The following is a 25,380-nucleotide window of genomic DNA, read 5'->3' on the forward strand; positions in this document are numbered from 1 at the left end:
TCGGGGTAACTACTATGAACACCAGAAAAAATACAGTTGGACAGGAAATAAAACGCCACCTCCTTACCGGTATTTCCTGGATGATCCCGCTGATTGTCGCCGCCGGTATCTGTATCGCGCTTGGTCAGGTGATTGGCGGCCCCAACGTGGCGGAAAAAACGGGCAGCATCGCGTGGATGCTGAACCAGATCGGCGGCTGGGGGATGGGACTGATTGTCCCGTTGATCAGCGCGGCGATTGCCTACTCGATTGCCGACCGCCCCGGTTTCGCGCCCGGCCTGATCGTGGGCTTTATCTGCGGCCAGATTCAGACCGGGTTTATTGGCGGTATCCTTGGCGGCTTTCTGGTCGGCTACATCGTGCTGCTGCTGCGCCGCTCGATCAAACTCCCCGTCTCCATGCAGGGTCTGATGCCCATCATGATCCTGCCGCTGCTCAGTACCATTATCGCAGGATTACTGATGATGACGTTTATCGGTCAGCCTATCGTCTGGCTACAGCAGGCGCTGATTCATCTGCTTGAATCCATGCAGGGCGGTTCGAAATTTCTGATGGGGGCGATTCTGGGCGCCATGGCGACGTTCGACTTCGGCGGTCCGGTGAACAAAACCATGTCGCTGTTCGCCGACGGCATGCTGGTAGACGGCATTTACGGCCCGGAAGCCGTCAAATTTGTCGGCTCCATCATTCCTCCCTTCGGCATCACGCTCTCCTTCCTGCTGACCCGTTACAAATACACCCGGTCGGAAAAAGAGGCGCTGAAAGCCGCATTTCCCATGGGCATCTGCATGATTACCGAAGGCGTAATTCCGATAGCCGCCCGCGATCTGATCCGGGTCGTGGCCAGCTGCGTCGTCGCTTCGGCTATTGCCGGCGGGCTGATCATGGTCTGGGGCGTGGAAGCGCCGGTGCCGCACGGCGGTATGTTCGTGGTCCCGCTGTTTACCAAACCGCTGATGTTCTGTCTGGCATTGGGGATCGGTACGGTTATTTGCGGCGTGATGCTATCGCTGCTCAAGAAACGCGTTACTCAGGCAGATGAAGAGTTTGATGATATCGACGATCGCACCGTCCGTGATGAAGATATTAAATTCACCCTCGAATAAACAGGAGCCGCTATGTATGCCCCCATGAAAGCCCTCATTGATGATGCGTATCAACGGCAGTATGCCGTACTCGCCATCAACTGTTTCAACCTTGAGACCGCGCGGGCCGCTATTGCCGCCGCCGAACAGCAGCAGGCGCCGCTGATCCTCAATGTCTACCAAGGGCACTGCCGGCATTTCCCGCCACACCTTGCCGTGCCGTTGGTCAGCGCGCTGGCGCAGCGGGCTGCCGTTCCGGTCGCGCTGAGTCTGGATCATGGTAAGGCGTTCGAGCTGATAGGCCAGTCGTTTCGCGCCGGTTTTACCGGCCTGATGATCGATGCTTCCAGCCATCCGCTGGAAGAGAACATCCGTCAGACCCGGCAGGTGGTGCAAATGGCCGCCACCGCCGGCGTCTGTGTGGAAGGAGAGCTGGGACACATCGCCGATGCCCCGGCTTATGACCTTGATGATGCCGCCGTCAAGATGACGCAGGTGGAAGATGTCATGCCCTTTATCCGTCAGACCGGCATCGACCTGCTCGCCGTTTCGGTAGGCACCGCCCACGGGATTTATCCTCCCGGCGTAACACCACGGATTGATTTTGATCGCCTCGACGCTCTGCATCGGGAATCGCCGATTCCGCTGGCGCTGCACGGCGGCAGCGGCACCAGGGCCGATGATATCCGCCGGGTCAGCCGCCACGGCGTGGCGAAAATCAATGTCGGCGCGGCGGTCTTTGAAGCAGGGAAAACGACGCTACAGCAGGCGTTGCAACCGCATCCCGAGGCTGAGCTGGCTGATTTGCTGGCCATGATGGAATCCGCCTGCCGGGAGGTGGTTTGCGACTATCTCAGTTGGTCCGGCGCCGCCGATAAAGCCTAACGCCCGACCGTAGCCCGTTTCACCGCCGGCCGTTTGATGTCAGACACATCAGTGAATCCTCACTGATGCGGGAAAGCTTTACCTATCGTCCACTATCAGGGAGACAAAACATGTTGATTTCCATGCACGAAATGCTGAAACCCACCCGCGAACACCGCTTTGCCATTGGCGCATTTAACGTCGCCGATAGCTGCTTTATCCGTGCCGTGGTGGAAGAGGCCGAATCAACCCATACGCCCGCTATTATTTCCATTCATCCCAGCGAGCTGGAATTCGTTACCGATACGTTCTTTGCCTATGTCCGGGAAAGAACCCTGCGCAGCCCGGTGCCCTTTGTCATTCACCTCGACCACGGCGCTTCCATTGCACACGTCCAGCGCGCGATCCAATGCGGATTCACCTCCGTCATGATTGACGGTTCGCTACTGCCTTATGAAGAGAACGTGGCACTGACCGCCGAAGTGGTCAAACTGGCGCACGCCGTCGGCGTTTCCGTTGAGGGTGAACTCGGCACCATTGGCGATACCGGCACCACGGTAGAAGGCGGCGTCAGTAAAGTTATTTATACCGACCCTGAACAGGCGGAGGATTTCGTCAACCGCACAGGCGTTGATACGCTCGCGGTCGCAATCGGCACCGCGCACGGCATCTACCCGAAAGACCTGAAGCCAGAGCTGCAAATGCACATTCTGCGGGATATCTCGCAGCGGCTGTCTATCCCGCTGGTATTGCACGGCGGCTCAGCGAACCCGGACGCCGAGATCGCCGAAGCCGTGACGCTCGGCGTGGGCAAAATCAACATCTCCAGCGATATGAAATACGCCTATTTTAAAAAAGCGCGGGAAATCCTCAGCCGTGAAACCTGGTGGGATCCCAATGCCATCTACCCGGAACCCATCAACGCGGCAAAAGAAGTTATCCGCTATAAAATGGCGCTATTTGGTTCGACGGGAAAAGCCAGCCTGTATTGATTCCATCGCCGGATAACCGTACACAGGGAGCTCAGGCTCCCTGAAAGGTTGATGACCCCCCTTCACCATCACTTGATTCTTCATTCCACTGCAATAGCCAGTTTTCATCAGAAAGGCAGATTGACTTATATTAATCATGCTAATTGTTTTATTGGTATATTTATACCTTTCCCGCTAAAAAAAACATTAATTACCACTGAAACCGTTATTTTTATTCATTTTAAACAATTGAATAATATCATAATTACCTTTCATTAATCGTTTGACTGTTTGCCAGTCCTCTTGTTTTTCCAATCACGACTATACTTCAACTTGCTTAATGATTTTGCCTTGAACTATGAGGCTTTGATTGCTTAAAAAAAGGGGTTGGTATGGGTATTCCGAATGAATTACATGTAGCGAAAAAAATATCATGGGGTAGCATCATTGGCGGTGTTGTAACCGTGTTAGCCGTTTCATTACTCCTCTCTACGCTCGGCACCGGTCTGGGCTTTTCGATTGTCGATCCATTGTCTGACGAGCCAGTTGACGGAGTGGGAACCACCGTCCTGATCTGGTCTGCCTTATCCATCATTGTCAGTCTGGCTGCGGGGGCGTTTGTTGCCGGGCGGTTGGCGGCGGTTGATGGTTTGATTCATGGCTTTCTTGTCTGGGCAACGGCGTTGATTGTTGCCGCCGTTTTAGGCAGCATGCTGCTTGGCGGCGCGTTGAAAGCCACCGGTCATGCACTCGGATCGGTTGCATCATTAACGGGCAACGCCATTTCCGGCGCGGGATCCGCCGTTGGAGGAGGATTGCAAGGCATCGCCAGTCTGGGCGGCAAGGCGTTTGATCAGCTTGATCTGGATACCACGCTGCAACCAGAACAGATGACCAACGAGGTGGCGCAGGCATTACGCAACAGCGATATTGAGTCATTGCATCCAGACTATATGAAAAAACAGCTGGAAGAGGCGAAAACGGAAATTGGCGCAGCGATAAAAGCCATTGCGCTCAACCCGGATAACAGCGACGCCGTTATACAGAGTCTGGTCGAAAAGCTGAAAAAACGCGGAGAAGCATTAGCGCAGGACGTCGACCGTGATAGCGTAACCAAAGCGTTATCAGACCATACTTCCTTGTCGCAGGAAGAAGTGAATCAAACCGTCGATAACCTGATTGAAGCCAAGAATAAAACGGCACAGTTGGTCAATCAGCGGTTGAATGACGCCGAAGCCCGTATTGAACAAGCCAAACAGCAATATGCCGAACTGAAGCAAAAAGCCCGCGAACAGGCCGCTGCCGCTGCTTCCGCCGCCGCACAGGCAGCGTTTTGGTCATTCTTTGCCCTGCTGATTGGCGCTATTGTCAGCGTATTCGCCGGTTTGTGGGGAGTTAAAACCAGCAACAAATACCACTTTGAACAGGTGTAAATTCACCATCGCTGACCGAACCCGTTTATAACCTGGCGTTGTTCGGCTTTATCGGCACCGTCAGCTTATATTGAGACGATATGTTTACCGACAGGCTCCGTAAAAGGGGCCTGTTTTATTTCTGCCTCCGCATCCCCCATCGATTACCCGCCTAAAACGTTTTATTAAGAATCATTCATCATTATTGCAACGGTTAATGATAATGCTTAGCATATGATAATAGTTATCATTACCCTATTTTTTATAATGTTATAGCTTGTTTTTCTGCCACCGCCATTGATTGCCAGCACGTCTACCGACATCGCTGGTCGGACAGCCCATTGCAAAGAGTATCATTATGTTAACTAATAAGAATTTAAATAAAATTCTTCTCACCGGTATATTAACAGGCATTGCGTTAAACAGTGCTGCCGCCGACAGCCAGACAACCCCACAGACTAATCCAGCCAGCGAATCAGAGCCAACGGGCGACGTAATGACGGTTTATTCTCCCAAAGTGGAGAAAGAGGCAGGCTCCAAGACAACCATCACCGCCAGCGATATGCAGAAAGAGGGCGGCAACGATTTCGGCACTATCATGCGCTATCAGCCGCTGATCAGCGCCACCGGCGCTGCCGGTGGCGCCAATACCGGCAAAAGCGGCTATACCGGGGATCGCGGCGGCTATACCGGCTATAACATCCGCGGGCTGGAAGCCAACCGCATAGCCATAGACGTGGACGGCATCGCACAGCCCAACGCCACGGGTCGGCCTTCCGTCGGTCGTACTGGCTCCAACACCTTCGGCATCGGCCGCGACTATATCGACCCCTATATGTATGGCTCCGTGGGCATCGAATCCGGCGCCACTGCGGTATCCAATCCCAACAACGCGCTGGGCGGCTCGGTATCGTTCCGTCCCAAATCCGCCGACGATTATCTTTCAGCCAATAAATCCAGCTATTTCGGCTACCAGAGCGACTATGATTCCTCCAACCGCAGCTGGCACAACGGCATCACCGCCGCCGCCGGTGATGACTACCTGCGCGGCGTAATCGTAGTCAGCCGCCGCGACGGTCAGGAAACTGAAAACAACAGCGGCACCATCGATGCTTATCCGGCCAACTGGCACTCCGACGCGATACTGGCGTCCGGTATCTGGCAGGCAACGGATACCCATCAGTTGACCGGTACGCTGGATTACTATCATAAAACCAACCATACCAACTTTGACTACTGGGGCACCGGCACCAGCACCATTTACGGCAGAGCGCAGCAAAGCAGCCAGACCCGCCGCTGGAGCGCCAGCCTGAAAGATCGCTGGACGCCAACCGACAACCGGCTGATCGATCTGGCGGAAACCCGGGCGTACTACCAGCAGACCGAAGCGCACGATAATACCTGGGCTCCGGCAACCACGGGCACCACTGCGGCTGAGGCTCACCGCATCTATTCCGATTACAATGTGAAGACCTACGGTTTGGAAACTCAGATGTCCAAAGAATGGGGCATTCATAGTTTGAGCTGGGGTCTGAACGCCAGCGAATCGAAAACAGAACGCCCGTATCGCCTCGATCCAGTATTGACCACGTACAACGACATTTCCAAACCAGAAGCAGATAGCCGCACTTATATTCTGGGCGGTTTCGCACAGGACAAAATGACCTGGGATCTGGACGGTCATGACTTCTCTATGGTACCAGCGGTACGTGTGGCCTATCAGAACAGCAAAGCCACCAATTTGTCCAATATGACCGGTGGCGACGCCAACATATCCGACTCGGATGTTGAAAAACTCTATGGCGAAGGATTCAGCGATACGCAGGTGTTGCCTTCCCTGAGCTTCCTGTATGACATTACGCCAAAACTGACCACCTATCTGCAATACAAACGCGGCGCCCAGTTCCCCAACGCCAGCCAGCTGTATGGCTCTTTTAACCTGACGGCAAACTATGCGTCGGCTTATGGCGCGCAATATGCGCTGCTGGGCAGCCCCGATCTGGAAACCGAAACCAGCAATAACTTCGAGCTGGGCCTGAAAGGGGAAGCGGTGGAAGGGATTACGGTCAGCGCCGCCGCGTTCTACAACGACTATAAAAACTTCATTGACTACACCCGCTACGCCCGGACAACCAATCCGGAAAAATTCACCAACGTACCGAGCAATATCAACATCGTCTATCAGGCGGAAAATCGTGATAAAGCCTATATCTACGGTGGTGAAATCAGTACCAAATTCAACTTTGGCACCTGGTTCGAACAGGTTAACGGTTTGAGCGCGCGTCTGGCGTTCGGTTACGCCGAAGGGGCATCCAAATCCAGCTACCTGGGCGACAAATACGTCGATCTGGCCAGCGTAACGCCAATGAAAGCCATCGTGGGCGTTGCCTATGACGATCCGGACAAACGCTATGGCGCCGCGCTGACCGCGACATTCAACAAAGGTAAACAGGCCACTTACACCAACCGTCAGAGCTATAACAACAGCGGTACGCCAATCGCCGATTCCACCAGCGAATATATGCGGGTGCCCGGCTATGGCGTGGTTGATCTGACCGCTTACTACCGTGTCGCTAAAAACGTGAAGCTGAGCGGCGGCGTCTACAACATTACCGATCGCAAATACTGGGATTATCTGAGCAGCCATAGTCTGGAAAGCGCCAACAACCAGGATCTGTACGATCAGGCACTGTCAGTCGCGCCGGGCCGGACCTTCCAACTGGGCGTGAATGTGGATTTCTGATTCACACAAAACGCGATCTCACGTAAAACAGGGCGATGCTGGTGCATCGCCAAAACAACAAGGGTAAGAGCGCAGGTTACTCTCTTACCCTATATTCACGACCAGTGATACGCCCCTTCCCATCCATCCCGAATGACTGCAATAACGTGTTTACCTAATCCCGCATTATTGTATTTTAGTCAATGGTGTTGTGCGCTACCGCACATTTTTCTTATCAATCAGACCTAATAGACTAGGCCTAACTCATCTTTCAATAACCTAATTTGGGATCATACCTATGCAGAAAATTTTTCTGATTAATGCAGGCAAATCATTTGCTCACTCCAAAGGTGAACTGAACAACACGCTTACCAAGATCGCCACCGATTTTCTGCGTGAAAAAGGTCATGATGTGCGCGTGACCACCGTGGATAACGGCTACGATATTAAACAGGAAATCCAGAATTACCTGTGGGCGGATACCATCATTTATCAGATGCCTGGCTGGTGGATGGACACGCCATGGATACTGAAGAAATATATTGATGAAGTGTTTACCGCAGGTCACGGCTTACTCTATGCCAGCGATGGCCGCAGCCGTGCCGACAGCAGTAAAAAATACGGCTCTGGCGGCCTGTTGCAAGGCAGGAAATACATGCTTTCCCTGACCTGGAACGCCCCGTTGGAAGCTTTCGAGGATCCCGATCAATTCTTCCATGGCGTCGGCGTGGACGGGGTTTATCTGCCGTTTCATAAGGCCAATCAGTTTATCGGGTTATCCCCGCTGCCGACCTTCATTTGTAATGACGTGATAAAATCACCGGATATTCCTGCTTATACCGCGCGTTACCGTCAGCATCTGGGCAAACTTTTTGCCTGAGAATAATAACGTACCGCCCCGCCGCTGTGGGCAACGCTCACAGCGGCTGCTCTGACAGTTTCTCGCTCAAATAATCCAGAAAACAGGTAATACGCACCGCCAGTTGGGTGTTGCGGTAATACACCGCGTGGACAGGCAAACTGACATTTACCGTTTCCTCTTTGAGAATCTGAACCAGACGGCCCGTCGCCAGATCATCCCGAATCAGAAAATCAGACATGCGGACAATCCCTTCCCCGCGCAGCGCCAGTTGGCGCAACGTTTCACCGTTTGAAGCCGCCAGCGCGGGAGTAATCGGGTAAAAATCCTGTAGCCCATACCGCAACGGCCAGTGATTCAGCGATTCCACCTGGGTAAATCCCAGACAGACATGTGTCGCCAGCGCCTCAACATTCGCAGGCGTCCCATGACGCCGCAGATAATCCGGGCTGGCAACCACGCGCAAACGGCTCGACCCCAACGCGCGGGCGTGGATGCTGGAATCTTTTAGCGTGCCGATACGGATCGCGATATCCGTATGCTGTTCCAGCAGGTCGATAATAAAATCGTCGGTGTTCAGTTCAAGAATGATCTTCGGGTAGCGGCGGCGGAATTCGGGAACGAGGGGGACAATGACATGTTGCATAAACGCAGAGGCTGCGTTGACCCGTAACCGCCCGCCGGGCCGTTCGTGCCGCAATAGCACCTGCTCTTCCGCATGTTCCACCGCATGGATCACGGCTCGCGCATGCTCAAGAAACATTACGCCTTCTTCTGACAGCGACAAACGCCGCGTGGTACGGTGCAACAGCGTCGTTCCCAGTTTATCTTCCAGACGCCGCAACGCCCGGCTGATACCGGACGTCGTCTGACCCAGTTGCTCTGCCGCCGCAGTAATCGATCCCGTGTCGACCACCACGACAAAAGCCTGTAATTCCTCAAGCGTGACTTTCATCAGCGTATACCCAAGCGTTATACTTCGATTTCCGCCTTATCGCCCTTCTCTTGCAACCAGTTACGTCGATCTTCGGAACGTTTTTTCGCCAGCAGCATATCCATCATCGCCATCGTCTGATCGATATCAGCGTCATTAATGGTTAACTGCACCAAACGACGGGTATTCGGATCAAGCGTGGTTTCACGTAGCTGCAACGGGTTCATTTCACCCAACCCTTTGAAACGCTGCACGTTAGGCTTGCCCTTTTTACGCTTGAGCTGCTCCAGCACGCCCGCTTTTTCTTCCTCATCCAGCGCGTAGTAAACCTCTTTCCCCAGATCGATGCGGTATAACGGCGGCATCGCGACATAAACATGTCCGCCGCGGACCAGCGCCCGGAAATGACGGACAAACAGGGCGCACAGCAGCGTGGCGATGTGTAAACCATCAGAATCCGCATCCGCCAGAATACAGATTTTGCCGTAGCGAAGCTGGCTGAGATCGTCACTGTCCGGATCGATGCCGATCGCCACGGAGATATCATGCACTTCCTGGGAAGCAAGCACTTCATCAGAAGAAACCTCCCAGGTATTCAGGATCTTACCCTTAAGCGGCATGATCGCCTGAAACTCACGCTCCCGCGCCTGTTTCGCCGAGCCCCCCGCGGAATCGCCTTCCACCAGAAACAATTCCGTGCGATTCAAATCCTGCGAGGTGCAGTCCGCCAACTTACCGGGCAACGCCGGGCCACTGGTCAGTTTTTTACGCACCACCTTCTTGGCCGCGCGCATACGACGTTGCGCGCTGGAGATAGCCAGTTCAGCCAGTTGCTCCGCGGCTTGTACGTTCTGATTCAGCCACAGGCTGAAAGCATCTTTCACCACGCCGGAAACAAACGCGGCGCACTGGCGCGAAGACAGGCGCTCTTTGGTCTGTCCGGCGAACTGCGGCTCCTGCATTTTTACCGACAGCACATAAGCGCAGCGTTCCCAGATATCGTCCGCGCTCAGCTTCACGCCGCGCGGCAGAATATTGCGGAATTCACAGAACTCGCGCATGGCGTCCAGCAGCCCCTGACGCAGGCCGTTAACGTGTGTCCCGCCCATCGGGGTGGGGATCAGGTTAACGTAGCTTTCGGTCAGCAGATCGCCGCCTTCCGGCAGCCACAACAGCGCCCAGTCCACCGCCTCGGTATCCCCGGCGATGGAACCCAGAAACGGTTTTTCCGGCAGGGTAATCAGGCCATTCACCGCTTCACACAGGTAATCGTTCAGGCCATCCTGATAACACCAGCGCTGTTCGGTGTTGTTGACCTTGTCTTTGAAAACGATTTCTACGCCGGGGCACAAGACCGCTTTGGCTTTCAGCAAGTGCGTCAGCCGCGATACCGAAAAGCGCGGGCTGTCGAAAAACTTCTCATCCGGCCAGAAATGTACTCGCGTACCGGTATTACGGCGGCCGCAGGTTCCCGTTACGGTGAGATCCTGCACTTTGTCGCCGTTTTCAAACGCCATATCGTAGACCTGTCCGTCACGTCGAACCGTCACTTCCACTCGCGATGACAGGGCGTTAACCACAGAAATCCCCACGCCGTGCAGGCCGCCGGAAAACTGATAGTTTTTGTTGGAGAACTTACCGCCGGCGTGTAACCGGCACAGAATCAATTCAACGGCCGGAACGCCCTCTTCAGGATGGATATCCACCGGCATGCCGCGACCGTCATCAATGACTTCCAATGACTGATCGTCGTGCAGAATCACATCAATACGGCGTGCATGTCCCGCCAATGCCTCATCGATGCTGTTATCTATAACTTCTTGCCCCAGATGATTAGGACGTGTGGTATCGGTATACATGCCCGGACGACGGCGCACCGGTTCCAGCCCGCTGAGTACTTCAATCGCATCAGCGTTATAACTTGATTGAGTCATGGTTTGAATGAATTCTTTGTTTTTAAACGGATTGTTTTAAATGAAATCAGCGGCGATCAGTCTGTCGTAAGACCCAGAAAATTCACTATGGGTGCAAAAAAGTGCTCAAATCCGACAAAGGCGTGATTGCCCCCCGACTCCACTGTTTGGCGACAGGCAGTGTAATAGGCGACCGCCTGGCGATAGTCCAGAACTTCATCCCCGGTCTGAAGCAACAGCCAGAGCAAATCCGGCGATTCCAGCGGCTCAACCTGCATCACTTTCAGATCGTAAACGTGCCGAGACTCTAGCACATATTGCTCACCTGTGTAGGGGTTCTGATATTCCCCCAGATGATCGAGCAGCAGTTCAAACGGTCTGACGGCCGGATTCACCACGACAGCGGGTATGGTAAAACACTGGGACAACCAGGTTGCATAATAACCACCGAGAGAGGAACCAACAATCCCAAGCGGCCGGCCGGCGTGCGCCATCACCAATGACTCCATCATCTCGGCCGCTTCCGCCGGATAAGGCGGAAGTTGCGGGATCAGCATGTCGATTTCAGGATGCCGGCTTGCCAGCCAGTTCTTCAGCGCGGTTGCTTTCGCTGAATTGGGGGTGCTGTTAAAACCGTGAAGATAGAGTAAGGTTGGCATTAATAACCATCCGAATCCATATCCGGCAGGAATTCACTTCCCGACAGACGAAACACCGCCGTCTCCAGACGGCCGTCAGGCATCAGATCCAGATAGCGCCAGCCCGGCGCGACATCATCAATCGTGAAATTCGTGCAGTGCGGTTTGAACTGTACGCAGGTTGACGGCGTTGCCAGCAAGCGACGGCCGTGCCAGTCGAGATCCATTTCCTGATGGATATGTCCACACAGAATGGTATTCACCTGCGGGTAACGAGCCAGAACCGCAGCCAGACTGTGCGCGTTGCGCAAGCTGTGCTGGTCAAGCCAGGTACAGCCGGAAGGCGATGGGTGATGGTGCAATAAAAGCAGCGTGAAGCGCTCGGGCTGGTTTTTCAGGCAACGCTCCAGCCATTCAAGCTGATAATCGCTCAGTTCGCCATGCGGCACGCCAAATACCTGACTATCGAGCAGGATGATCTGCCATTTATCGCCGACCAGCACCTGTTTGGAAGGGGCGATATCCGCTTCAGCCAACGCATCCACCATTGCCGGCTGGAAATCATGATTGCCCGGCAGCCACACACAAGGTGCGTCCAGTTGCCGGATACCGCGAGAAAAGTGGCGATAGGCTTCCAATGAATGATCCTGTGCCAAATCACCTGTCGCGACGATCAGATCGAACGCTTCCTGCTGAGCCTGTATGGCATCCAGTACCGCGTGGTAACTGCGATATGTGTTAATACCAAGCAATGTTTCATGCTCGCCGGCAAAAAGGTGGGTATCTGTTATTTGTAAAATCCTGATTCTGGCCCCACTCGCCACAGGAAGTGTCAACAGGCTTTCCAAATGGTGTCCTTGGTTACTTAATCTGTCTATACCCGTCATCTTTCACGTTGCAAATGTGCTGGTTTCATTACCCGGCCTCTCCGTGCATCCTGAAAAAACGCCGGGAGCATTTTTTAACAACGCATAGCGTTGGCTCCCGTGGACGGGCAAGGATAGCCCGTCATCAATCTATTGGGTATCAAAAACCGGAATCGACATCGAACCATACGCCAAACAATATCTTAGCCAATCAGCAAGAAACTGATTAATTTGATGCTTTTCGTCACGTTGATGTAACTTCTTATTCGGATAATCATAACGTGCTTTGAAACGGAAGATCTGCTGACTGGCACACACTTCCGCAACCAGCGCGTCATGATACAGCCTGACCGTCATCATTGGCAGGCTCCAGTAGCTTACCGCCGGTACGGTCTGCTTAATCTCAACCAATGAGGTATAGCGGGTAGATTCAAGAATCGTTAAGCGATAGGCCGCATTATTAACGTGATAAACCGCCGTTTCACCGACTTCGTCAATACGGGGCAGCAAACGCCGTAATTGCATAAAATTGGTTTCGCATAGCCTCATCATTGCCGGGAAATCCGGGGTATAACGCTTCATAAATTCAATCCGCCCACGTTTTTCTCAGTTTCTCATGGTGCAACGCCAACCATTGCAAGGCAATGACAGAGGCTGCGTTATCAATAATCCCTTGTTCAACCCATTGATAGCTCTGCTCGCGGCTGACAACATGCACACGAATGTCTTCATTTTCTGCCGCCAGACCGTGAATGCCTGCCGCCGTCCGGGTATCCACTTCGCCTACCATAACAGCCAGACGCTCACTGGTGCCACCCGGGCTGGCAAGATAGCTGATTATCGGGCGGCAGCGCCCTACCGTTAATCCGGCTTCCTCAAGTGCTTCACGCCGGGCAACGTCTTCCAGGCTTTCTCCCTGCTCAATCATGCCAGCCACCAGCTCAAACAGCCAGGGGGAAACGCTGGTGTCATAGGCCGCGATACGAATCTGTTCGATCAATACCACCTCATCCCTTACAGGATCATAAGGTAACAGGACGACCGCATGACCACGTTCAAAAATCTCACGGCTGACTTCGCCACTCATTTCACCATTAAACAGGCGGTGACGAAAACGGTAGCGTTTCAGTGAAAAAAAACCGTCGTATAGCGTTTCACGTGCAATAATTTCTACATCATCTTTCGTGAAAGTAACCGGACCGGATACGGAAGACCCCATGACTAAACTCCTGTAACGAGTATTGATGAAATCCGGTATTGTATGGCGGAAATCCCTATCATTATACTCATCGTTGTTTTGGATAGATTTGTTTTTGATAGATCTGTTTGTGGTAGATTTATGTACATTCAGTCCTTGTTCCAACGGGGACTGATGATTACGGGTGTTCTGGTGCGATCGCGTTTATCCTGTAAAACAGAAAAATTCCGTACCATTCAGGCCCGGATCGCCAATAACACCAGCCGGTTCGGACAGCGTCCACAGAAAGATGGCACGTTCAGCTACCTTATCCTATTGGCAGATTCTGATAGAATCGACAATTATTCGTCTATAGATAGCGCAACCATAGCGACATTGCTGCACAACAAGGAATGCAAATGAAGAAATTGCTCCCTCTTCTTATCGGTTTGAGCCTGGGCGGCTTTAGCGCCATGGGCCAGGCGGAAAATCTACTACAGGTTTATCAGCAAGCCAAAAATACCAACCCTGATTTACGCAGTGCCGCCGCTGTCCGCGATTCCGCGTTTGAAAAAATCAATGAAGCGCGCAGCCCGTTGCTGCCACAGATGGCACTGGGCGCGGATTATACCTATAACAACGGCTACCGCGACAACAGCGGCACGAACAGCCAGGTAAAAAGCGCGTCATTGCAGTTGACACAAACCCTGTTCGATATGTCCAAATGGCGCGCGCTGACGCTACAGGAAAAACAGGCCGGTATTGAAGATGTTACCTATCAAAGCGCCCAGCAGAATCTGATTCTGAACACGGCGACCGCCTATTTTAATGTTCTGCGCGCCATTGATTCTCTGTCATACATCAACGCACAGAAACAGGCGATTTACCGCCAGTTGGATCAGACTACCCAGCGCTTCAACGTGGGTCTGGTCGCCATTACCGACGTACAAAACGCCCGCGCAGAATATGACAGCGTGCTGGCCAATGAAGTTCTGGCACGAAATACGTTGGATAACTCGCTGGAATCCCTGCGTCAGGTAACCGGAAATTTCTACCCGCAGTTGGCTGGTCTTAACATCGAACGTTTTTCCACCCAGCAACCAGGCGTGGTTAACAATCTGCTAAAAGAAGCTGAAAACCGTAACCTGAACCTGTTATCCGCCCGTTTAAGTCAGGATCTGGCTCGTGAGCAAATCCGTTCGGCGCAAACCGGCTATATGCCGACGCTGGATCTGACCGCGTCTACCGGCGTGAGTAATACGGACTATAACGCCCGTAACGCAGCGAATGACAGTGACATAGGTCAAAACAAAGTCGGCATCAACTTTACATTGCCACTTTACAGCGGCGGCTCCACCAACTCTCAGGTGAAACAGGCCCAGCATAACTTTGTCAGCGCCAGCGAACTGCTGGAAAGCGCCCACCGTACCGTGGTTCAGACGGTGCGCTCTTCGTTCAACAACATTTCGGCGTCTATCAGCAGCATCAATGCTTACAAACAGGCAGAAGTGTCTGCACAAAGCTCGCTGGATGCCATGGAAGCCGGCTATCAGGTCGGTACCCGCACGATTGTTGATGTGCTGGACGCGACCACCACGCTGTATAACGCCAAGCAGCAGCTTTCCAGCGCGCGTTATGATTACCTGATCAACCAGTTAAACATTAAATACGCCTTGGGTACGCTGAATGAAAGCGACCTGCAAACGCTGAACGCGGCGTTAGGTCAGATGGTATCGACCACACCGGCGGTCTCTGACGACAATAGCGGCGCACCGTTTGCCAATACCACAACGGTATCCGCGACAGCAGGCCAGTAATCAGCTCGATTCGAGGGGAACGGCAGGTTCCCCTCAGACGGTTGAAAACCTGTTTACGGAATCAGAACGGTGATAATAGGATAGAAGAGTAAAGCGTTCGCGCCAGAGACGGACTTACCGCGTTTTGACGATCTCCCCATTATCGCCGCTCATCACGCGTTATCATTAACCTTCCTTTTTGGCGTTAAAATCGCCTCCGGCATTTTCCACGCTCGCCGGTCGATAAAGCGAAACGCGGCACAACTGAATGTATAGCAACGTAAAGAGTCGCCTGGTTACGGCCACTGGTGCTTTAAATTACATCAACCTTCCCCTATTCTTAGCCCCACTAGTTGGTTATTCGGCATGATGCCTTTTCTCTGGGATTAACACGATGAAACGTACAAAAGATATTAATCAGGAAACTTTTCGTAAGGGATGGAGAACATACCGCATGGCCCCCATCGCGCTGGCGGTCAGTGCCGTATTTGTTTTGGCGAGTTGCGAACAGGCTGATGAAACGGTTTCTCTGTATCAGAATGCCGACGACTGCTCCGCCGCCAACCCATCCATGAGCGAACAATGCACCACGGCATACAATAATGCGTTGAAAGAAGCAGAGAAAACGGCGCCCAAATATGCCACCCGCGAAGACTGCGTAGCAGAGTTTGGCGAAGCACAGTGTACACCGGCGCCGGCGCCTGCTCAGGCAGGTATGGCCGCGGAATCCCAACAGAGTGGCAGCTTCTGGATGCCGCTGATGGCCGGTTATATGATGGGCCGCATGATGAGTGGCGCAGGCTACGCACAGCAGCCGCTGTTTACCTCAAAATCGCCGACCAGTCCGGCAAACGGCAAATTCGTCGATGCTACCGGCAAGAACTACGGCAATGCCACCACTGGCCGTACCATCAACGTGCCGAAAACCGCGCTGGCGCCGAAACCGGCGACAACATCAACCATTACTCGTGGCGGCTTCGGTGAAACCGTCGCCAAGCAGACCACCATGCAGCGCAGCAGCAGTTCAAGTTCCAGCCCTTCCCGTAGCATGGGTGGCTGAGGACGTATTTAATGAAGCGGATAGATATTCAAGAACGTCCTGACTGGCGTGAAAAAGCGACCGAGTTCGGTTTCCGTTTTCATACCATGTATGGCGAGCCCTACTGGAGTGAAGAGGCTTACTACCAGTTTACTCTGGCCCAAATCGAAGATCTTGAAGACACAACGGCAGAACTGCACCAGATGTGTCTGCAAGTGGTGGATAAGGTCGTCGACAGCGAACAGCTACTGACGAAGTTTCGCATTCCCAAACATACCTGGGATTTTGTCAGAACCTCATGGCGCACCAATCAACCGTCGCTTTATTCGCGTCTCGATCTGGCTTATGACGGCCAAACGCCGGCCAAGCTGCTGGAGAATAACGCCGATACCCCGACGTCACTGTACGAATCGGCGTTTTTCCAGTGGCTGTGGCTGGAAGATCAGATCAAGTCAGGGCAGTTGCCGCAAACCGCCGATCAGTACAACAGTATTCAGGAAAAGCTGATCGAACGTTTCGAAGATCTGAAGCTGAACCATGGCTTTGGACTGGTGCATTTTGCCTGCTGTCAGGATACCGAGGAAGATCGCGGTACGGTGCAATATCTCCAGGATTGCGCGCTGGAAGCCGGCTTACCAAGCGAATTTCTGTACATGGAAGAGATTGGACTTGGTGAGAAAGGCCAGTTTACCGATCTGGAAAATCAGGTTATCAGCAACCTGTTCAAGCTGTACCCATGGGAATTCATGCTGCGTGAAATGTTCTCCACCAAGCTTGAGGATGCCGGAGTCCGCTGGTTGGAGCCCGCCTGGAAGAGTATTATTTCCAATAAAGCGCTGCTGCCGATGCTGTGGGAAATGTTCCCCAATCACCCTAACCTGCTTCCCGCCTATTTTGCCGAAGATGATCACCCCGCGCTGGAAAATTACGTCATCAAGCCGTTGTTTTCGCGTGAAGGCGCCAACATCCAAATCGTGGAAAACGGTAAAGAAATTGCTTCAGCGGGGGGGCCTTACGGTGAAGAAGGCAAAATCATTCAGCAATATCATCCTCTGCCGAAATTCGGGGACAGCTATACGCTGATCGGCAGCTGGCTGGTCAACGACCAGCCTTGCGGTATCTGCATGCGCGAAGATCGTCAACTGATCACGCAGGATCTGTCACGTTTCTATCCGCATATCATCCTGGATTGATTCCGTCAAAAAGAGGCGCGGTTAAAACTGCGCCTCTTCCCGCATAGAAATGTTATCCCACCTGTACCGACAACATACTCAGCGACCCCATTTCAATGCCGTCGACCGGGATGCTAACGGCCTCTTTGCCATCCCAACTGCCCAGAACATAAAGCAATGGCAGATAGTGATCCGGTGTCGGGTTAGATAATGCGGCTCCTTCATGCTGCATAAAGTCTATCAGCGGATGGTTATCGCCCTGATAGGTCAGATTATCCCGAACGAACTGATTAAAGGATGTCGCCCACGGATAAGCATCCGCAGCGCCATCCCATTTAGCCATGCGCAGGTTATGCACGACATTGCCACTGGCGACAATCATGATGCCTTCATTGCGTAACACAGCCAATTTGCGGCCCAATTCATAGTGGTATGCCGCGGGCTGAGTACCGTCTACGCTGAGTTGTACCACCGGGATATCCGCATGTGGATACATCTTTATCAACACACCCCAGGAGCCATGATCCAATCCCCATTGGCTCTGATCGGCTACGACGGGATACGGCGCCAGCGCCTGCTGGATCCTCGCCGCCAGCTCAGGCGAACCGGGCGCGGGATATTGCGTATCAAACAGCGCCTGCGGGAAGCCGCCGAAGTCATGAATGGTTCTCGGTTTTTCCATGGCCGTCACGGCAGTGCCGCGGGTGTACCAATGGGCTGAAACGGCAACAATCGCTTTTGGCCGCGGCAATGATTCGCCTAGAGCTTGCCACGCCTGGGTATAAGGGTTGTTCTCCAACACATTCATCGGGCTACCATGGCCGAGGAACAGTGCGGGCATCCGGGCAGTATTGCTCATCAAAATATCCTCAGAAAAAGATCGGCATGTGCCGTAGCACGTTATGGGGACTACTTTACGCCCTTTGTGCCGTTGAAAAAGCCGGATATCTATGATGGAGAGATTCAATAAATTTGAAGGGGCGTGGACAGTCATTTATCTTTTTGCCTGTTCGCACAAGACAAAAAAAACCCGCCGGAGCGGGTTTTTATAAAAGAATTGGAGTTGACCGTTAAGCCGGGTTCTGTCGTGGACAGTCATTCATCTAGGCCAGCAATCGCTCACTGGCTCAAGCAGCCTACCCGGGTTCAGTACGGGCCGTACCATGTGAACCCCTATTTGGCCTTGCTCCGGGTGGAGTTTACCCTGCCACGCACTGTTGCCAGCCGTGCGGTGCGCTCTTACCGCACCCTTTCACCCTTACCTGTGCCCGCTTAAGCGGGCCATCGGCGGTTTGCTCTCTGTTGCACTTGTCGTAGGCTTGCGCCTCCCAGGCGTTACCTGGCACCCTGCCCTATGGAGCCCGGACTTTCCTCCCCTCCACCTGTCTCCCCCGAAAGGGACGGCAGTGAAGCGGCGACTGTCTGGTCAACTCCGGCGCGGATAATAGGACAAATTGTCCTACTTGTCATCCTCAGATTCACCACTATCGCCGTCTTGTTCCAGCGCATAGCGATAAAGCGCGTTTTTCTTCACGCCATGGATTTCCGCCGCCAGCGCGGCGGCCTTTTTCAATGGCAGTTCCGCTCGCAACAGCGACAGCGTATGCAACGCCGCGGTCGGCAACGCGTCCTCATCCGCCTGGTGGCCTTCCACGATCAGCACCATCTCGCCCTTACGGCGATTTTCATCTTCCTTCACCCAGGCCAGCAGTTCTCCCACTGGCGCCCCTTGAATCGACTCCCAGGTTTTGGTGATTTCCCGTGCCAGTACGACATAACGCTGCGGTCCCATGACTTCAACCATATCCTGTAGACTATCAAGCAACCGATGGGTTGATTCATAGAAAATCAGCGTCCGCGGTTCTTCCATCCGTTCGCGCAACGCGTCCTTTCGCGCTTTGGTTTTGGCGGGCAGAAAACCTTCATAGCAAAAACGATCGGAGGGCAGTCCGGCAGCCGACAGAGCGGTAATGGCCGCACAGGCCCCCGGCAACGGCACGACGCGGATACCGGCTTCACGGCAGCGCCTTACCAGATGATAACCGGGATCGTTAATCAGTGGCGTACCCGCATCGGAAACCAGCGCAATACTTTGTCCAGACTGCAATTTCGCCAGCAGCGTGTCTGCTTTCTGCTGTTCATTGTGATCGTGTAATGCGAACAGTCGCGCATTAATTGCAAAATGTTGTAACAGCAGGCCAGTATGACGGGTATCCTCAGCGGCGATCAAATCAACACGCTGCAGCACGGCCAACGCACGCTGCGTGATATCGCCCAAATTGCCGATCGGCGTAGGGACAATGTAGAGGGTGGATGCAGAAATGTCTGCTTGTTGGTTTTGATTCATTGTTTCATCCGGGTTGCCGATTTAATATTGAGCATCTTTAAAAAAAATCACTGGATACAGTATGCTTCCCTTTCATTTCGTCCGTACCCAGGCAGGGCGTGTTATCCCTGTTTTGTTAGCGGCGCTGTTTCTTGCAGGCTGTCCAAGTCAGGCGCCGCAAAGCCCGCCCCCCGAAGTTCAGGGCAAGGCCGATGCTTCATCTGATTATTATCTGCAACAGATGCAGCAAAGCAGCGATAATAACAAGGCTGACTGGCAATTACTTGCGATTCGTTCTTTGCTACAGGAAGGCAAGGTGCCGCAGGCAAGCCAGCAGTTTAGCGCATTGCCTGAAAAATTAAGCGATACACAGAAGCTGGAGCAACAATTACTCAGTGCTGAACTGTCCGCCGCGCAGCATAACGTGGACGCCGCGAATGCGGCACTGGGCCAGTTGGATGTCAACACGCTTGGCGAACAGCAAAAGCGCCGCTACTATCAGGTCCAGATTAACGCCAATCAGGGGCGGCCTTCTATTACGCTGCTGCGCGCCTATATCGCTCAGGAGCCACTGCTGCAAGGTGAAGAGCGCCAGGCAAATCTTGATCAAACCTGGCAGGCGCTGGCACAAATGAGCCCGCAAGAGTCGGGGTCATTGCTGATCAATGCGAATGAAAACACGCTGGCGGGCTGGGTGGATTTGCTGAATACCTATCAGAATAACCGCCCGTCTCCCGATCAGTTAAAACCGGCTATTCTGGATTGGCAGACCCGCTATCCTCATCATCCGGCTGCGAAAACACTGCCGACCCAACTGAATAATTTGCTGAATTTCCAGCAGACCGCCATTAACAGCATCGCCTTGCTGTTGCCGTTGAACGGTCAGGCTCAGGTATTCGCCAACGCCATCCAGCAGGGGTTCAATGCCGCAAGAAGCGGCCAGGCGATGATGGCGGCCACGATGCCGGCCGACCTGCCATCCACGGATACTCAGGATGAAGCGGTTGATCCCAATGCCGCTCTTGCGGATAACCAGACCACGCCATCACAACCTGAATACAGCGAACAGATTGTCCCTGCGACCAGCCCCGACCCGATTGACCAGCAGGCGGTCAGTTCACTGCCAGTGAGGGTCTATGACACATCCTCACAGCCGTTGGCAAATGTACTGGCGCAGGCGCAGCAGGACGGCGCCTCGCTCGTCGTCGGGCCGTTACTAAAAAACGAAGTGGAACAGCTCTCTGGCGATCAATCTCCGCTCAACATTTTAGCGCTTAACCAACCGGAGCATGTGCAGGACACGCCTAACATCTGCTATTTCGCCTTGTCGCCGGAAGATGAAGCGCGAGATGCCGCGAAATTTATCCATCAGCAAGGCAAGCAACAGCCATTGTTGCTGGTGCCGCGCAACAATCTGGGCGATCGCGTCGTGAGCGCATTTGCCCAGGCATGGGATCAACAAGGCGGTGGCGGTCTGTTGCAGCAACGCTTTGGTAGTGCGTTTGAGTTAAAACAAGCCATCAATAGCGGCGCCGGACTCAGCCTGAGCGGCCAGCCAGTCAATATCGCGCCCGCACAGAGCCAACCGGGTATTACCGTCGCGGGTCTGACCATTCCCGCGCAGGTACAGCCCACGGTGAGTACCTCGGTCAGCGGCAATATCGATGCGGTATATATCATCGCCACGCCGGATGAGCTGTCCCTGCTCAAACCGATGATCGATATGCGTACCACATCGCGTTCACGGCCCGCGCTATATGCCAGTTCACGCAGCTTCCAGGCAGGCAGCGGCCCTGATTTCCGTTTCGAAATGGAAGGATTGCAGTTCAGCGATATCCCGTTGCTGACCGGCGCCAATCCCGCGCTCATGCAGCAGGTAAGCAGTCAGTTTAAAAACGACTACTCATTGGTTCGCCTCTATGCCATGGGAATGGATGCCTGGACCCTCGCCAACCATTTTGGTGAAATGCGCCAGATCCCGGGACACCAGATTGCCGGCGCCACCGGTATACTGAGTTCCACACAGGATTGTACGATCAATCGGCAACTGACCTGGCTGCAATATCGTCAGGGACAACTGGTTCCTGCCTCCTGAACCAGCGAGTGACGGGAGCCCGCTATGAGCGACAGGCCCGGTATTATCTTGAGCGCGCCGGCCTGATCTTCGTGGCAGCCAATGTCGCGTTGCGCGGCGGCGAGCTCGATTTGGTGATGCGCGACCAGCAAACCTGGGTGTTTGTGGAAGTACGATATCGACGAAACGCCGACTTCGGTGGCGCAGCAGCCAGTGTCACCTACCGCAAACAGCAGCGGCTGCTGCATGCCGCCGCTGTCTGGCTGGCTCAACGTGGAGCCAGCTTTGATACGGTAGATTGCCGTTTCGATGTGCTGGCCATTACGGGCGACCAGTTTATCTGGCTTCCTAACGCTTTTAATGCGCAGGGATGAGATGCGCTTCATGGACTTTAATTAAAGTAGGTTAATTCAACGTGCTGGATAGAATAAAAGTTTGTTTTACCGAAAGTATTCAAACACAGATAGCGGCGGCGGAGGCCTTGCCCGACGCCATCTCCCGCGGCGCCGTCGCATTAGTGCAGTGCCTGCTGAATGGCAACAAAATTCTGTGCTGCGGTAACGGAACATCGGCAGCCAACTCGCAGCATTTTGCCGCCAGTATGATCAATCGCTTTGAAACCGAACGCCCCAGTTTACCGGCTATTGCACTTAATGCCGATAATGTGGTCTTAACTGCGATAGCCAACGATCGGCTACAGGAAGAGGTCTACGCCAAACAAGTCCGGGCGCTGGGACAGGCTGGCGATGTGTTGCTGGCGATCTCGACTCGTGGAAATAGCCGTGACATAGTCAAAGCGGTGGAAGCGGCGGTTACCAGAGATATGACCATCGTCGCCCTCACCGGTTACGATGGCGGTGAACTGGCCGGACTGCTCGGCCCACAGGATGTGGAAATACGCATCCCTTCCCATCGCAGCGCCCGTATCCAGGAAATGCACATGCTGACCGTTAACTGCCTGTGCGATTTGATTGATAACACCCTTTTTCCACACCAGAACGATTAAGGAGCACTACATGAGGATAAGTTCTGCATTTGCCGTGCTATCTATCGCCCTGCTGCTACAAGGCTGTGTCGGCGCGGTAGTTGTCGGAAGCGCGGCGGTTGCCACCAAAAGCGCCACCGACCCCCGCACGGTAGGGACGCAGGTCGACGATGGTACGCTGGAAGTTCGCGTAACCAATGCAATCAGCAAAGATGAGCAGTTGAAAAAAGACGCCCGAATTGTTGTTACCGCTTATCAAGGGAAAGTGCTGCTGACGGGGCAAGCCCCAAACACCGAACTCGCCAACCGAGCTAAACAGATTGCCCTCGGCGTGGAAGGCGCGGCCGAAGTCTATAACGAGATCCGTCAGGGTAGCCCGGTTTCACTCGGAACCGCCTCAATGGATACCTGGATTACCACTAAAGTCCGCTCACAGATCCTGGCGAGCGACACAGTCAAATCATCCAACGTGAAAGTCACCACCGAAAACGGTGAAGTCTTCCTGTTAGGTCTTGTGACCCAACGTGAAGGCGCATCAGCGGCGGAAATCGCCAGTAAAGTCAGCGGTGTGAAACACGTCACCACTGCCTTTACCTACCTGCAATAACCTTCACCGCTCGTAACGCTTCAACCGCTGATGTCACCGTCAGCGGTTGAAGTGATGGTCATGATGGTCACCCCACCCTGTAAGCGATACGCTGACAGGGTATTTTCTTTATGGCCGGCTATTTTTACGCGTCCCTGGCGGGCCGTCGCAAGCGACGTTGAAAATCGCTTCGGACGATTTTTTATCGCGCAGTCCGCCCCCATTTATTCCAGCAAATTATTGGCACGCAAAAACGCTTCGCCACCAATCTGGCGCATCTGACGTAAAATCCATTGCTGACGTTGAATCACATAGCCAGAAGGCGCATTCACCCGAAAACGGATCGGGTTTGGCAATACTGCCGCCAGCAACGCCGCCTCACTTGCCGTTAATCGATTGGCTGATTTGTTGAAATAATGGTTAGCCGCCGCTTCCACACCAAAGAGGCCGGGGCCGAATTCGGCGATATTCAGATAAACCGTTAAAATCCGCCGTTTGGTCCAGACCAGTTCCACTCCTGCGGTGATCCCGGCTTCAAGACCTTTGCGCAGCCAACTGCGGCCATCCCACAGGAACAGATTCTTTACCGTCTGTTGAGAGAGCGTTGATGCCCCGCGGATCCGCTGTGTATTCCGCTCGTTGTGCCTTAACGCCGAGTTAATCGCATCCAGATCGAACCCCCAGTGCTGCGGAAACTTCTGATCTTCCGCCGCGATAACAGCCAGCGCCATCGCTGGCGCTATCTCATCCATTGAAACCCAATCCGAGTGCGCGACATAGCCAAAGTCGCCGCTTAGCCATGCACTGAGCTGACGATCGACCATGACGGCCGAAAACGGCACAGGCAGGAATGAAAACAACAAAATGCCAGCCAGCCATAGTCCCAGGATCGCCAGAAGGCCACGAACGACCAGACGCCGCAGACATACCAGTAATCCCTTGCCGCGTCGCCTGAATATCATTCAATTAAATCCAGTACGCGCGATACCAGTTTATCAATTCCCTGCGCCGCTTCACCGATCGAGTTAGCCAGCATATAAGCCGGTGTCGTGACAATCTTGTGCTCGGCATCAACCACGATATCATCCACCGGGCAGACCACGTGAATCCCGCCCATTTCTTCAATCGCTTCCGCTGTATCAATATCGTTACCAATGGTTACCCGAATCGGTTCTCCCAACAACGCCGGCAACAACGCCGGAGCGATGCAAATAAAACCAATTGGTTTATTTTGCTTATAAATTTCCTGGGTGAGTAATTTTAAAAATTCATCAACCTGACAGGCCGATCCCTGAGTGGCAAAGTCGCTTAAATTTTTAGCGGCACCGAATCCGCCAGGGACGATCAGAGCATCAAGTTGCTGCGCATCAGCCGTTGAAAGTGGCTGAATTTTTCCTCTGACAATTCGGGCCGATTCGATTAAAACGTTGCGATTCTCATTGGTTACGTCACCCGTCAGATGATTAATCACATGAAACTGCGGTTTATCTGGCGCAAAGCAAACGGCTTGTGCGCCGGCACGATCCAATGCAAGCAACGTCAGTACCGCTTCATGAATCTCCGAACCATCAAAAACACCACATCCGCTCAGGACGATACCGACTCGTTTCATCATCTTTCCCTCATTTCATTACATCAACTAATTGATTTTTTAATTGGCAAACACTAATCTACATCACACATTTTAATGATTCTTGTAACAAAGATTTCCACATTTGCTATTTTGTTGCTTGATGAAGATGCACTTTAGTTGAGACTATACGCTTTAACGAAAGCAGCAGTATCCGCACTTGCGAGTTCACGACCTCTGATATCTAAAATGCAGGTGCATGATTTCCCTGGTGTTGGCGCATAATTCGCGCACCCCGGCCTCGGTCGGGGTCATTTTTTTATCCCCCCGCCACACATCCTTGTCGCTCCCTGCCCATGCCTTGCAACACACAATGCCAGCGGTTACTCCC

Annotated in this window: 25 protein-coding genes and 1 other RNA gene; 14 read left to right on the top strand and 12 right to left on the bottom strand. The window is 53.4% G+C overall.

The window, feature by feature from the left end:
- The first annotated feature begins 14 nt into the window (after positions 1-14).
- From DDT52_RS10115 to DDT52_RS10140, 6 genes are all read left to right on the top strand, one after another.
- Positions 15-1,106 carry a PTS fructose transporter subunit IIC gene (locus DDT52_RS10115; protein WP_136156230.1) on the top strand — a complete coding sequence of 364 codons (1,092 nt, stop codon included), beginning with the start codon at positions 15-17 and terminating at the stop codon, positions 1,104-1,106.
- Between the two features lie 12 nt (positions 1,107-1,118).
- Positions 1,119-1,970, top strand: a complete 852-nt coding sequence (locus DDT52_RS10120; RefSeq protein ID WP_136156231.1) for a class II fructose-bisphosphate aldolase — start codon at positions 1,119-1,121, stop codon at positions 1,968-1,970.
- Positions 1,971-2,080: 110 nt separating this feature from the next.
- Positions 2,081-2,941, top strand: coding sequence for a ketose-bisphosphate aldolase (locus DDT52_RS10125; RefSeq protein ID WP_136156232.1), 861 nt, complete (start codon positions 2,081-2,083; stop codon positions 2,939-2,941).
- A gap of 371 nt (positions 2,942-3,312) precedes the next feature.
- Positions 3,313-4,353: a CAP-Gly protein gene (locus DDT52_RS10130; RefSeq protein WP_136156233.1), complete on the top strand. Its 1,041-nt coding sequence runs from the start codon at positions 3,313-3,315 to the stop codon at positions 4,351-4,353.
- Positions 4,354-4,690: 337 nt separating this feature from the next.
- Positions 4,691-7,075, top strand: coding sequence for a TonB-dependent receptor domain-containing protein (locus DDT52_RS10135; protein WP_136156234.1), 2,385 nt, complete (start codon positions 4,691-4,693; stop codon positions 7,073-7,075).
- A 277-nt stretch (positions 7,076-7,352) separates the two neighbouring features.
- A complete protein-coding gene (locus tag DDT52_RS10140) occupies positions 7,353-7,934 on the top strand; it encodes an NAD(P)H-dependent oxidoreductase (protein WP_136156235.1) in 582 nt (193 codons plus the stop codon).
- Positions 7,935-7,971: 37 nt separating this feature from the next.
- On the opposite strand, the gene DDT52_RS10145 is transcribed toward DDT52_RS10140, so the two are convergent.
- From DDT52_RS10145 to nudF, 6 genes are all read right to left on the bottom strand, one after another.
- Positions 7,972-8,868 carry a LysR family transcriptional regulator gene (locus tag DDT52_RS10145; protein WP_136156236.1) on the bottom strand — a complete coding sequence of 299 codons (897 nt, stop codon included), beginning with the start codon at positions 8,866-8,868 and terminating at the stop codon, positions 7,972-7,974.
- Between the two features lie 17 nt (positions 8,869-8,885).
- Positions 8,886-10,781, bottom strand: a complete 1,896-nt coding sequence (gene parE, locus DDT52_RS10150) for a DNA topoisomerase IV subunit B (RefSeq protein ID WP_136156237.1) — start codon at positions 10,779-10,781, stop codon at positions 8,886-8,888.
- Positions 10,782-10,837: 56 nt separating this feature from the next.
- Positions 10,838-11,419 carry an esterase YqiA gene (yqiA, locus tag DDT52_RS10155; RefSeq protein ID WP_136156238.1) on the bottom strand — a complete coding sequence of 194 codons (582 nt, stop codon included), beginning with the start codon at positions 11,417-11,419 and terminating at the stop codon, positions 10,838-10,840.
- Positions 11,419-12,246, bottom strand: coding sequence for a 3',5'-cyclic-AMP phosphodiesterase (gene cpdA, locus DDT52_RS10160; protein ID WP_136156239.1), 828 nt, complete (start codon positions 12,244-12,246; stop codon positions 11,419-11,421). The genes yqiA and cpdA overlap by 1 nt, the downstream gene beginning before the upstream one ends.
- 168 nt (positions 12,247-12,414) lie before the next feature.
- The gene (locus tag DDT52_RS10165; protein WP_136156240.1) at positions 12,415-12,846 is read right to left on the bottom strand and encodes a DUF1249 family protein; all 432 of its coding nucleotides are present in this window, start codon (positions 12,844-12,846) and stop codon (positions 12,415-12,417) included.
- A 4-nt stretch (positions 12,847-12,850) separates the two neighbouring features.
- Positions 12,851-13,483: an ADP-ribose diphosphatase gene (nudF, locus tag DDT52_RS10170; protein WP_136156241.1), complete on the bottom strand. Its 633-nt coding sequence runs from the start codon at positions 13,481-13,483 to the stop codon at positions 12,851-12,853.
- Between the two features lie 120 nt (positions 13,484-13,603).
- On the opposite strand from nudF, the gene DDT52_RS10175 reads away from it, so the two are divergent.
- The 4 genes from DDT52_RS10175 (at position 13,604) to DDT52_RS10190 (ending at position 17,469) form a co-directional block, all read left to right on the top strand.
- Complete coding sequence (locus DDT52_RS10175; RefSeq protein ID WP_136156242.1) at positions 13,604-13,864, top strand: hypothetical protein; 261 nt, start codon at positions 13,604-13,606, stop codon at positions 13,862-13,864.
- Entirely contained in the window at positions 13,861-15,258 is a 1,398-nt protein-coding gene (tolC, locus tag DDT52_RS10180) for an outer membrane channel protein TolC (RefSeq protein ID WP_136156243.1), read from the top strand. The genes DDT52_RS10175 and tolC overlap by 4 nt, the downstream gene beginning before the upstream one ends.
- 373 nt (positions 15,259-15,631) lie before the next feature.
- Positions 15,632-16,297 (top strand): DUF1190 family protein, encoded by a 666-nt coding sequence (locus DDT52_RS10185; protein WP_109053797.1) that lies wholly within the window; start codon positions 15,632-15,634, stop codon positions 16,295-16,297.
- 11 nt (positions 16,298-16,308) lie between these two features.
- Entirely contained in the window at positions 16,309-17,469 is a 1,161-nt protein-coding gene (locus tag DDT52_RS10190) for a glutathionylspermidine synthase family protein (protein ID WP_136156244.1), read from the top strand.
- Positions 17,470-17,521: 52 nt separating this feature from the next.
- On the opposite strand, the gene ygiD is transcribed toward DDT52_RS10190, so the two are convergent.
- The 3 genes from ygiD to rsmI all read right to left on the bottom strand — a co-directional run bounded on the left by ygiD (position 17,522) and on the right by rsmI (position 19,795).
- A complete protein-coding gene (gene ygiD, locus DDT52_RS10195) occupies positions 17,522-18,307 on the bottom strand; it encodes a 4,5-DOPA-extradiol-dioxygenase (RefSeq protein WP_136156245.1) in 786 nt (261 codons plus the stop codon).
- 196 nt (positions 18,308-18,503) lie between these two features.
- Positions 18,504-18,882, bottom strand: an RNA gene (gene rnpB / locus DDT52_RS10200) — RNase P RNA component class A.
- A gap of 25 nt (positions 18,883-18,907) precedes the next feature.
- Positions 18,908-19,795: a 16S rRNA (cytidine(1402)-2'-O)-methyltransferase gene (gene rsmI, locus DDT52_RS10205; RefSeq protein WP_109053794.1), complete on the bottom strand. Its 888-nt coding sequence runs from the start codon at positions 19,793-19,795 to the stop codon at positions 18,908-18,910.
- Positions 19,796-19,856: 61 nt separating this feature from the next.
- On the opposite strand from rsmI, the gene DDT52_RS10210 reads away from it, so the two are divergent.
- Genes DDT52_RS10210 through dolP form a run of 4 tightly spaced genes read left to right on the top strand, consistent with a single transcriptional unit; the run spans position 19,857 to position 23,440 of the window.
- Positions 19,857-21,869: a penicillin-binding protein activator gene (locus tag DDT52_RS10210; protein WP_136156246.1), complete on the top strand. Its 2,013-nt coding sequence runs from the start codon at positions 19,857-19,859 to the stop codon at positions 21,867-21,869.
- Positions 21,866-22,222, top strand: coding sequence for a YraN family protein (locus DDT52_RS10215; RefSeq protein ID WP_210732700.1), 357 nt, complete (start codon positions 21,866-21,868; stop codon positions 22,220-22,222). The genes DDT52_RS10210 and DDT52_RS10215 overlap by 4 nt, the downstream gene beginning before the upstream one ends.
- A 41-nt stretch (positions 22,223-22,263) precedes the next feature.
- Positions 22,264-22,854: a DnaA initiator-associating protein DiaA gene (gene diaA, locus DDT52_RS10220; RefSeq protein WP_109053792.1), complete on the top strand. Its 591-nt coding sequence runs from the start codon at positions 22,264-22,266 to the stop codon at positions 22,852-22,854.
- Positions 22,855-22,864: 10 nt separating this feature from the next.
- On the top strand, positions 22,865-23,440 hold the full coding sequence (dolP, locus tag DDT52_RS10225; protein ID WP_136156247.1) for a division/outer membrane stress-associated lipid-binding lipoprotein: 576 nt from the start codon (positions 22,865-22,867) through the stop codon (positions 23,438-23,440).
- A gap of 20 nt (positions 23,441-23,460) precedes the next feature.
- Here the strand turns inward: dolP and DDT52_RS10230 are convergent, their stop codons facing one another.
- The 3 genes from DDT52_RS10230 to elbB are packed head-to-tail and all read right to left on the bottom strand — an operon-like array spanning position 23,461 to position 25,031.
- Entirely contained in the window at positions 23,461-23,643 is a 183-nt protein-coding gene (locus DDT52_RS10230; protein ID WP_136156248.1) for a hypothetical protein, read from the bottom strand.
- On the bottom strand, positions 23,644-24,381 hold the full coding sequence (gene mtgA, locus DDT52_RS10235) for a monofunctional biosynthetic peptidoglycan transglycosylase (protein ID WP_136156249.1): 738 nt from the start codon (positions 24,379-24,381) through the stop codon (positions 23,644-23,646).
- Entirely contained in the window at positions 24,378-25,031 is a 654-nt protein-coding gene (gene elbB, locus DDT52_RS10240; protein ID WP_136156322.1) for an isoprenoid biosynthesis glyoxalase ElbB, read from the bottom strand. The genes mtgA and elbB overlap by 4 nt, the downstream gene beginning before the upstream one ends.
- Positions 25,032-25,380: the final 349 nt, after the last annotated feature.

The organism is Brenneria roseae subsp. roseae, from assembly GCF_003115845.1.
GTDB lineage: Bacteria > Pseudomonadota > Gammaproteobacteria > Enterobacterales > Enterobacteriaceae > Brenneria > Brenneria roseae.

What these genes read in the sequence shown, in the direction of transcription:
- DDT52_RS10120 (WP_136156231.1), top strand. Translation starts at nt 1,119, where the DNA reads ATGTATGCCCCCATGAAAGCCCTCATTGATGATGCGTATCAACGGCAG.
- rsmI (WP_109053794.1), bottom strand. Translation starts at nt 19,795, where the DNA reads ATGAATCAAAACCAACAAGCAGACATTTCTGCATCCACCCTCTACATT.
- nudF (WP_136156241.1), bottom strand. Translation starts at nt 13,483, where the DNA reads ATGGGGTCTTCCGTATCCGGTCCGGTTACTTTCACGAAAGATGATGTA.
- DDT52_RS10175 (WP_136156242.1), top strand. Translation starts at nt 13,604, where the DNA reads ATGTACATTCAGTCCTTGTTCCAACGGGGACTGATGATTACGGGTGTT.
- DDT52_RS10135 (WP_136156234.1), top strand. Translation starts at nt 4,691, where the DNA reads ATGTTAACTAATAAGAATTTAAATAAAATTCTTCTCACCGGTATATTA.
- DDT52_RS10230 (WP_136156248.1), bottom strand. Translation starts at nt 23,643, where the DNA reads ATGGGGGCGGACTGCGCGATAAAAAATCGTCCGAAGCGATTTTCAACG.
- ygiD (WP_136156245.1), bottom strand. Translation starts at nt 18,307, where the DNA reads ATGAGCAATACTGCCCGGATGCCCGCACTGTTCCTCGGCCATGGTAGC.
- DDT52_RS10190 (WP_136156244.1), top strand. Translation starts at nt 16,309, where the DNA reads ATGAAGCGGATAGATATTCAAGAACGTCCTGACTGGCGTGAAAAAGCG.
- DDT52_RS10115 (WP_136156230.1), top strand. Translation starts at nt 15, where the DNA reads ATGAACACCAGAAAAAATACAGTTGGACAGGAAATAAAACGCCACCTC.
- DDT52_RS10145 (WP_136156236.1), bottom strand. Translation starts at nt 8,868, where the DNA reads ATGAAAGTCACGCTTGAGGAATTACAGGCTTTTGTCGTGGTGGTCGAC.
- parE (WP_136156237.1), bottom strand. Translation starts at nt 10,781, where the DNA reads ATGACTCAATCAAGTTATAACGCTGATGCGATTGAAGTACTCAGCGGG.
- DDT52_RS10185 (WP_109053797.1), top strand. Translation starts at nt 15,632, where the DNA reads ATGAAACGTACAAAAGATATTAATCAGGAAACTTTTCGTAAGGGATGG.
- DDT52_RS10140 (WP_136156235.1), top strand. Translation starts at nt 7,353, where the DNA reads ATGCAGAAAATTTTTCTGATTAATGCAGGCAAATCATTTGCTCACTCC.
- tolC (WP_136156243.1), top strand. Translation starts at nt 13,861, where the DNA reads ATGAAGAAATTGCTCCCTCTTCTTATCGGTTTGAGCCTGGGCGGCTTT.
- yqiA (WP_136156238.1), bottom strand. Translation starts at nt 11,419, where the DNA reads ATGCCAACCTTACTCTATCTTCACGGTTTTAACAGCACCCCCAATTCA.
- elbB (WP_136156322.1), bottom strand. Translation starts at nt 25,031, where the DNA reads ATGAAACGAGTCGGTATCGTCCTGAGCGGATGTGGTGTTTTTGATGGT.
- DDT52_RS10210 (WP_136156246.1), top strand. Translation starts at nt 19,857, where the DNA reads ATGCTTCCCTTTCATTTCGTCCGTACCCAGGCAGGGCGTGTTATCCCT.
- DDT52_RS10165 (WP_136156240.1), bottom strand. Translation starts at nt 12,846, where the DNA reads ATGAAGCGTTATACCCCGGATTTCCCGGCAATGATGAGGCTATGCGAA.
- DDT52_RS10130 (WP_136156233.1), top strand. Translation starts at nt 3,313, where the DNA reads ATGGGTATTCCGAATGAATTACATGTAGCGAAAAAAATATCATGGGGT.
- DDT52_RS10125 (WP_136156232.1), top strand. Translation starts at nt 2,081, where the DNA reads ATGTTGATTTCCATGCACGAAATGCTGAAACCCACCCGCGAACACCGC.
- mtgA (WP_136156249.1), bottom strand. Translation starts at nt 24,381, where the DNA reads ATGATATTCAGGCGACGCGGCAAGGGATTACTGGTATGTCTGCGGCGT.
- dolP (WP_136156247.1), top strand. Translation starts at nt 22,865, where the DNA reads ATGAGGATAAGTTCTGCATTTGCCGTGCTATCTATCGCCCTGCTGCTA.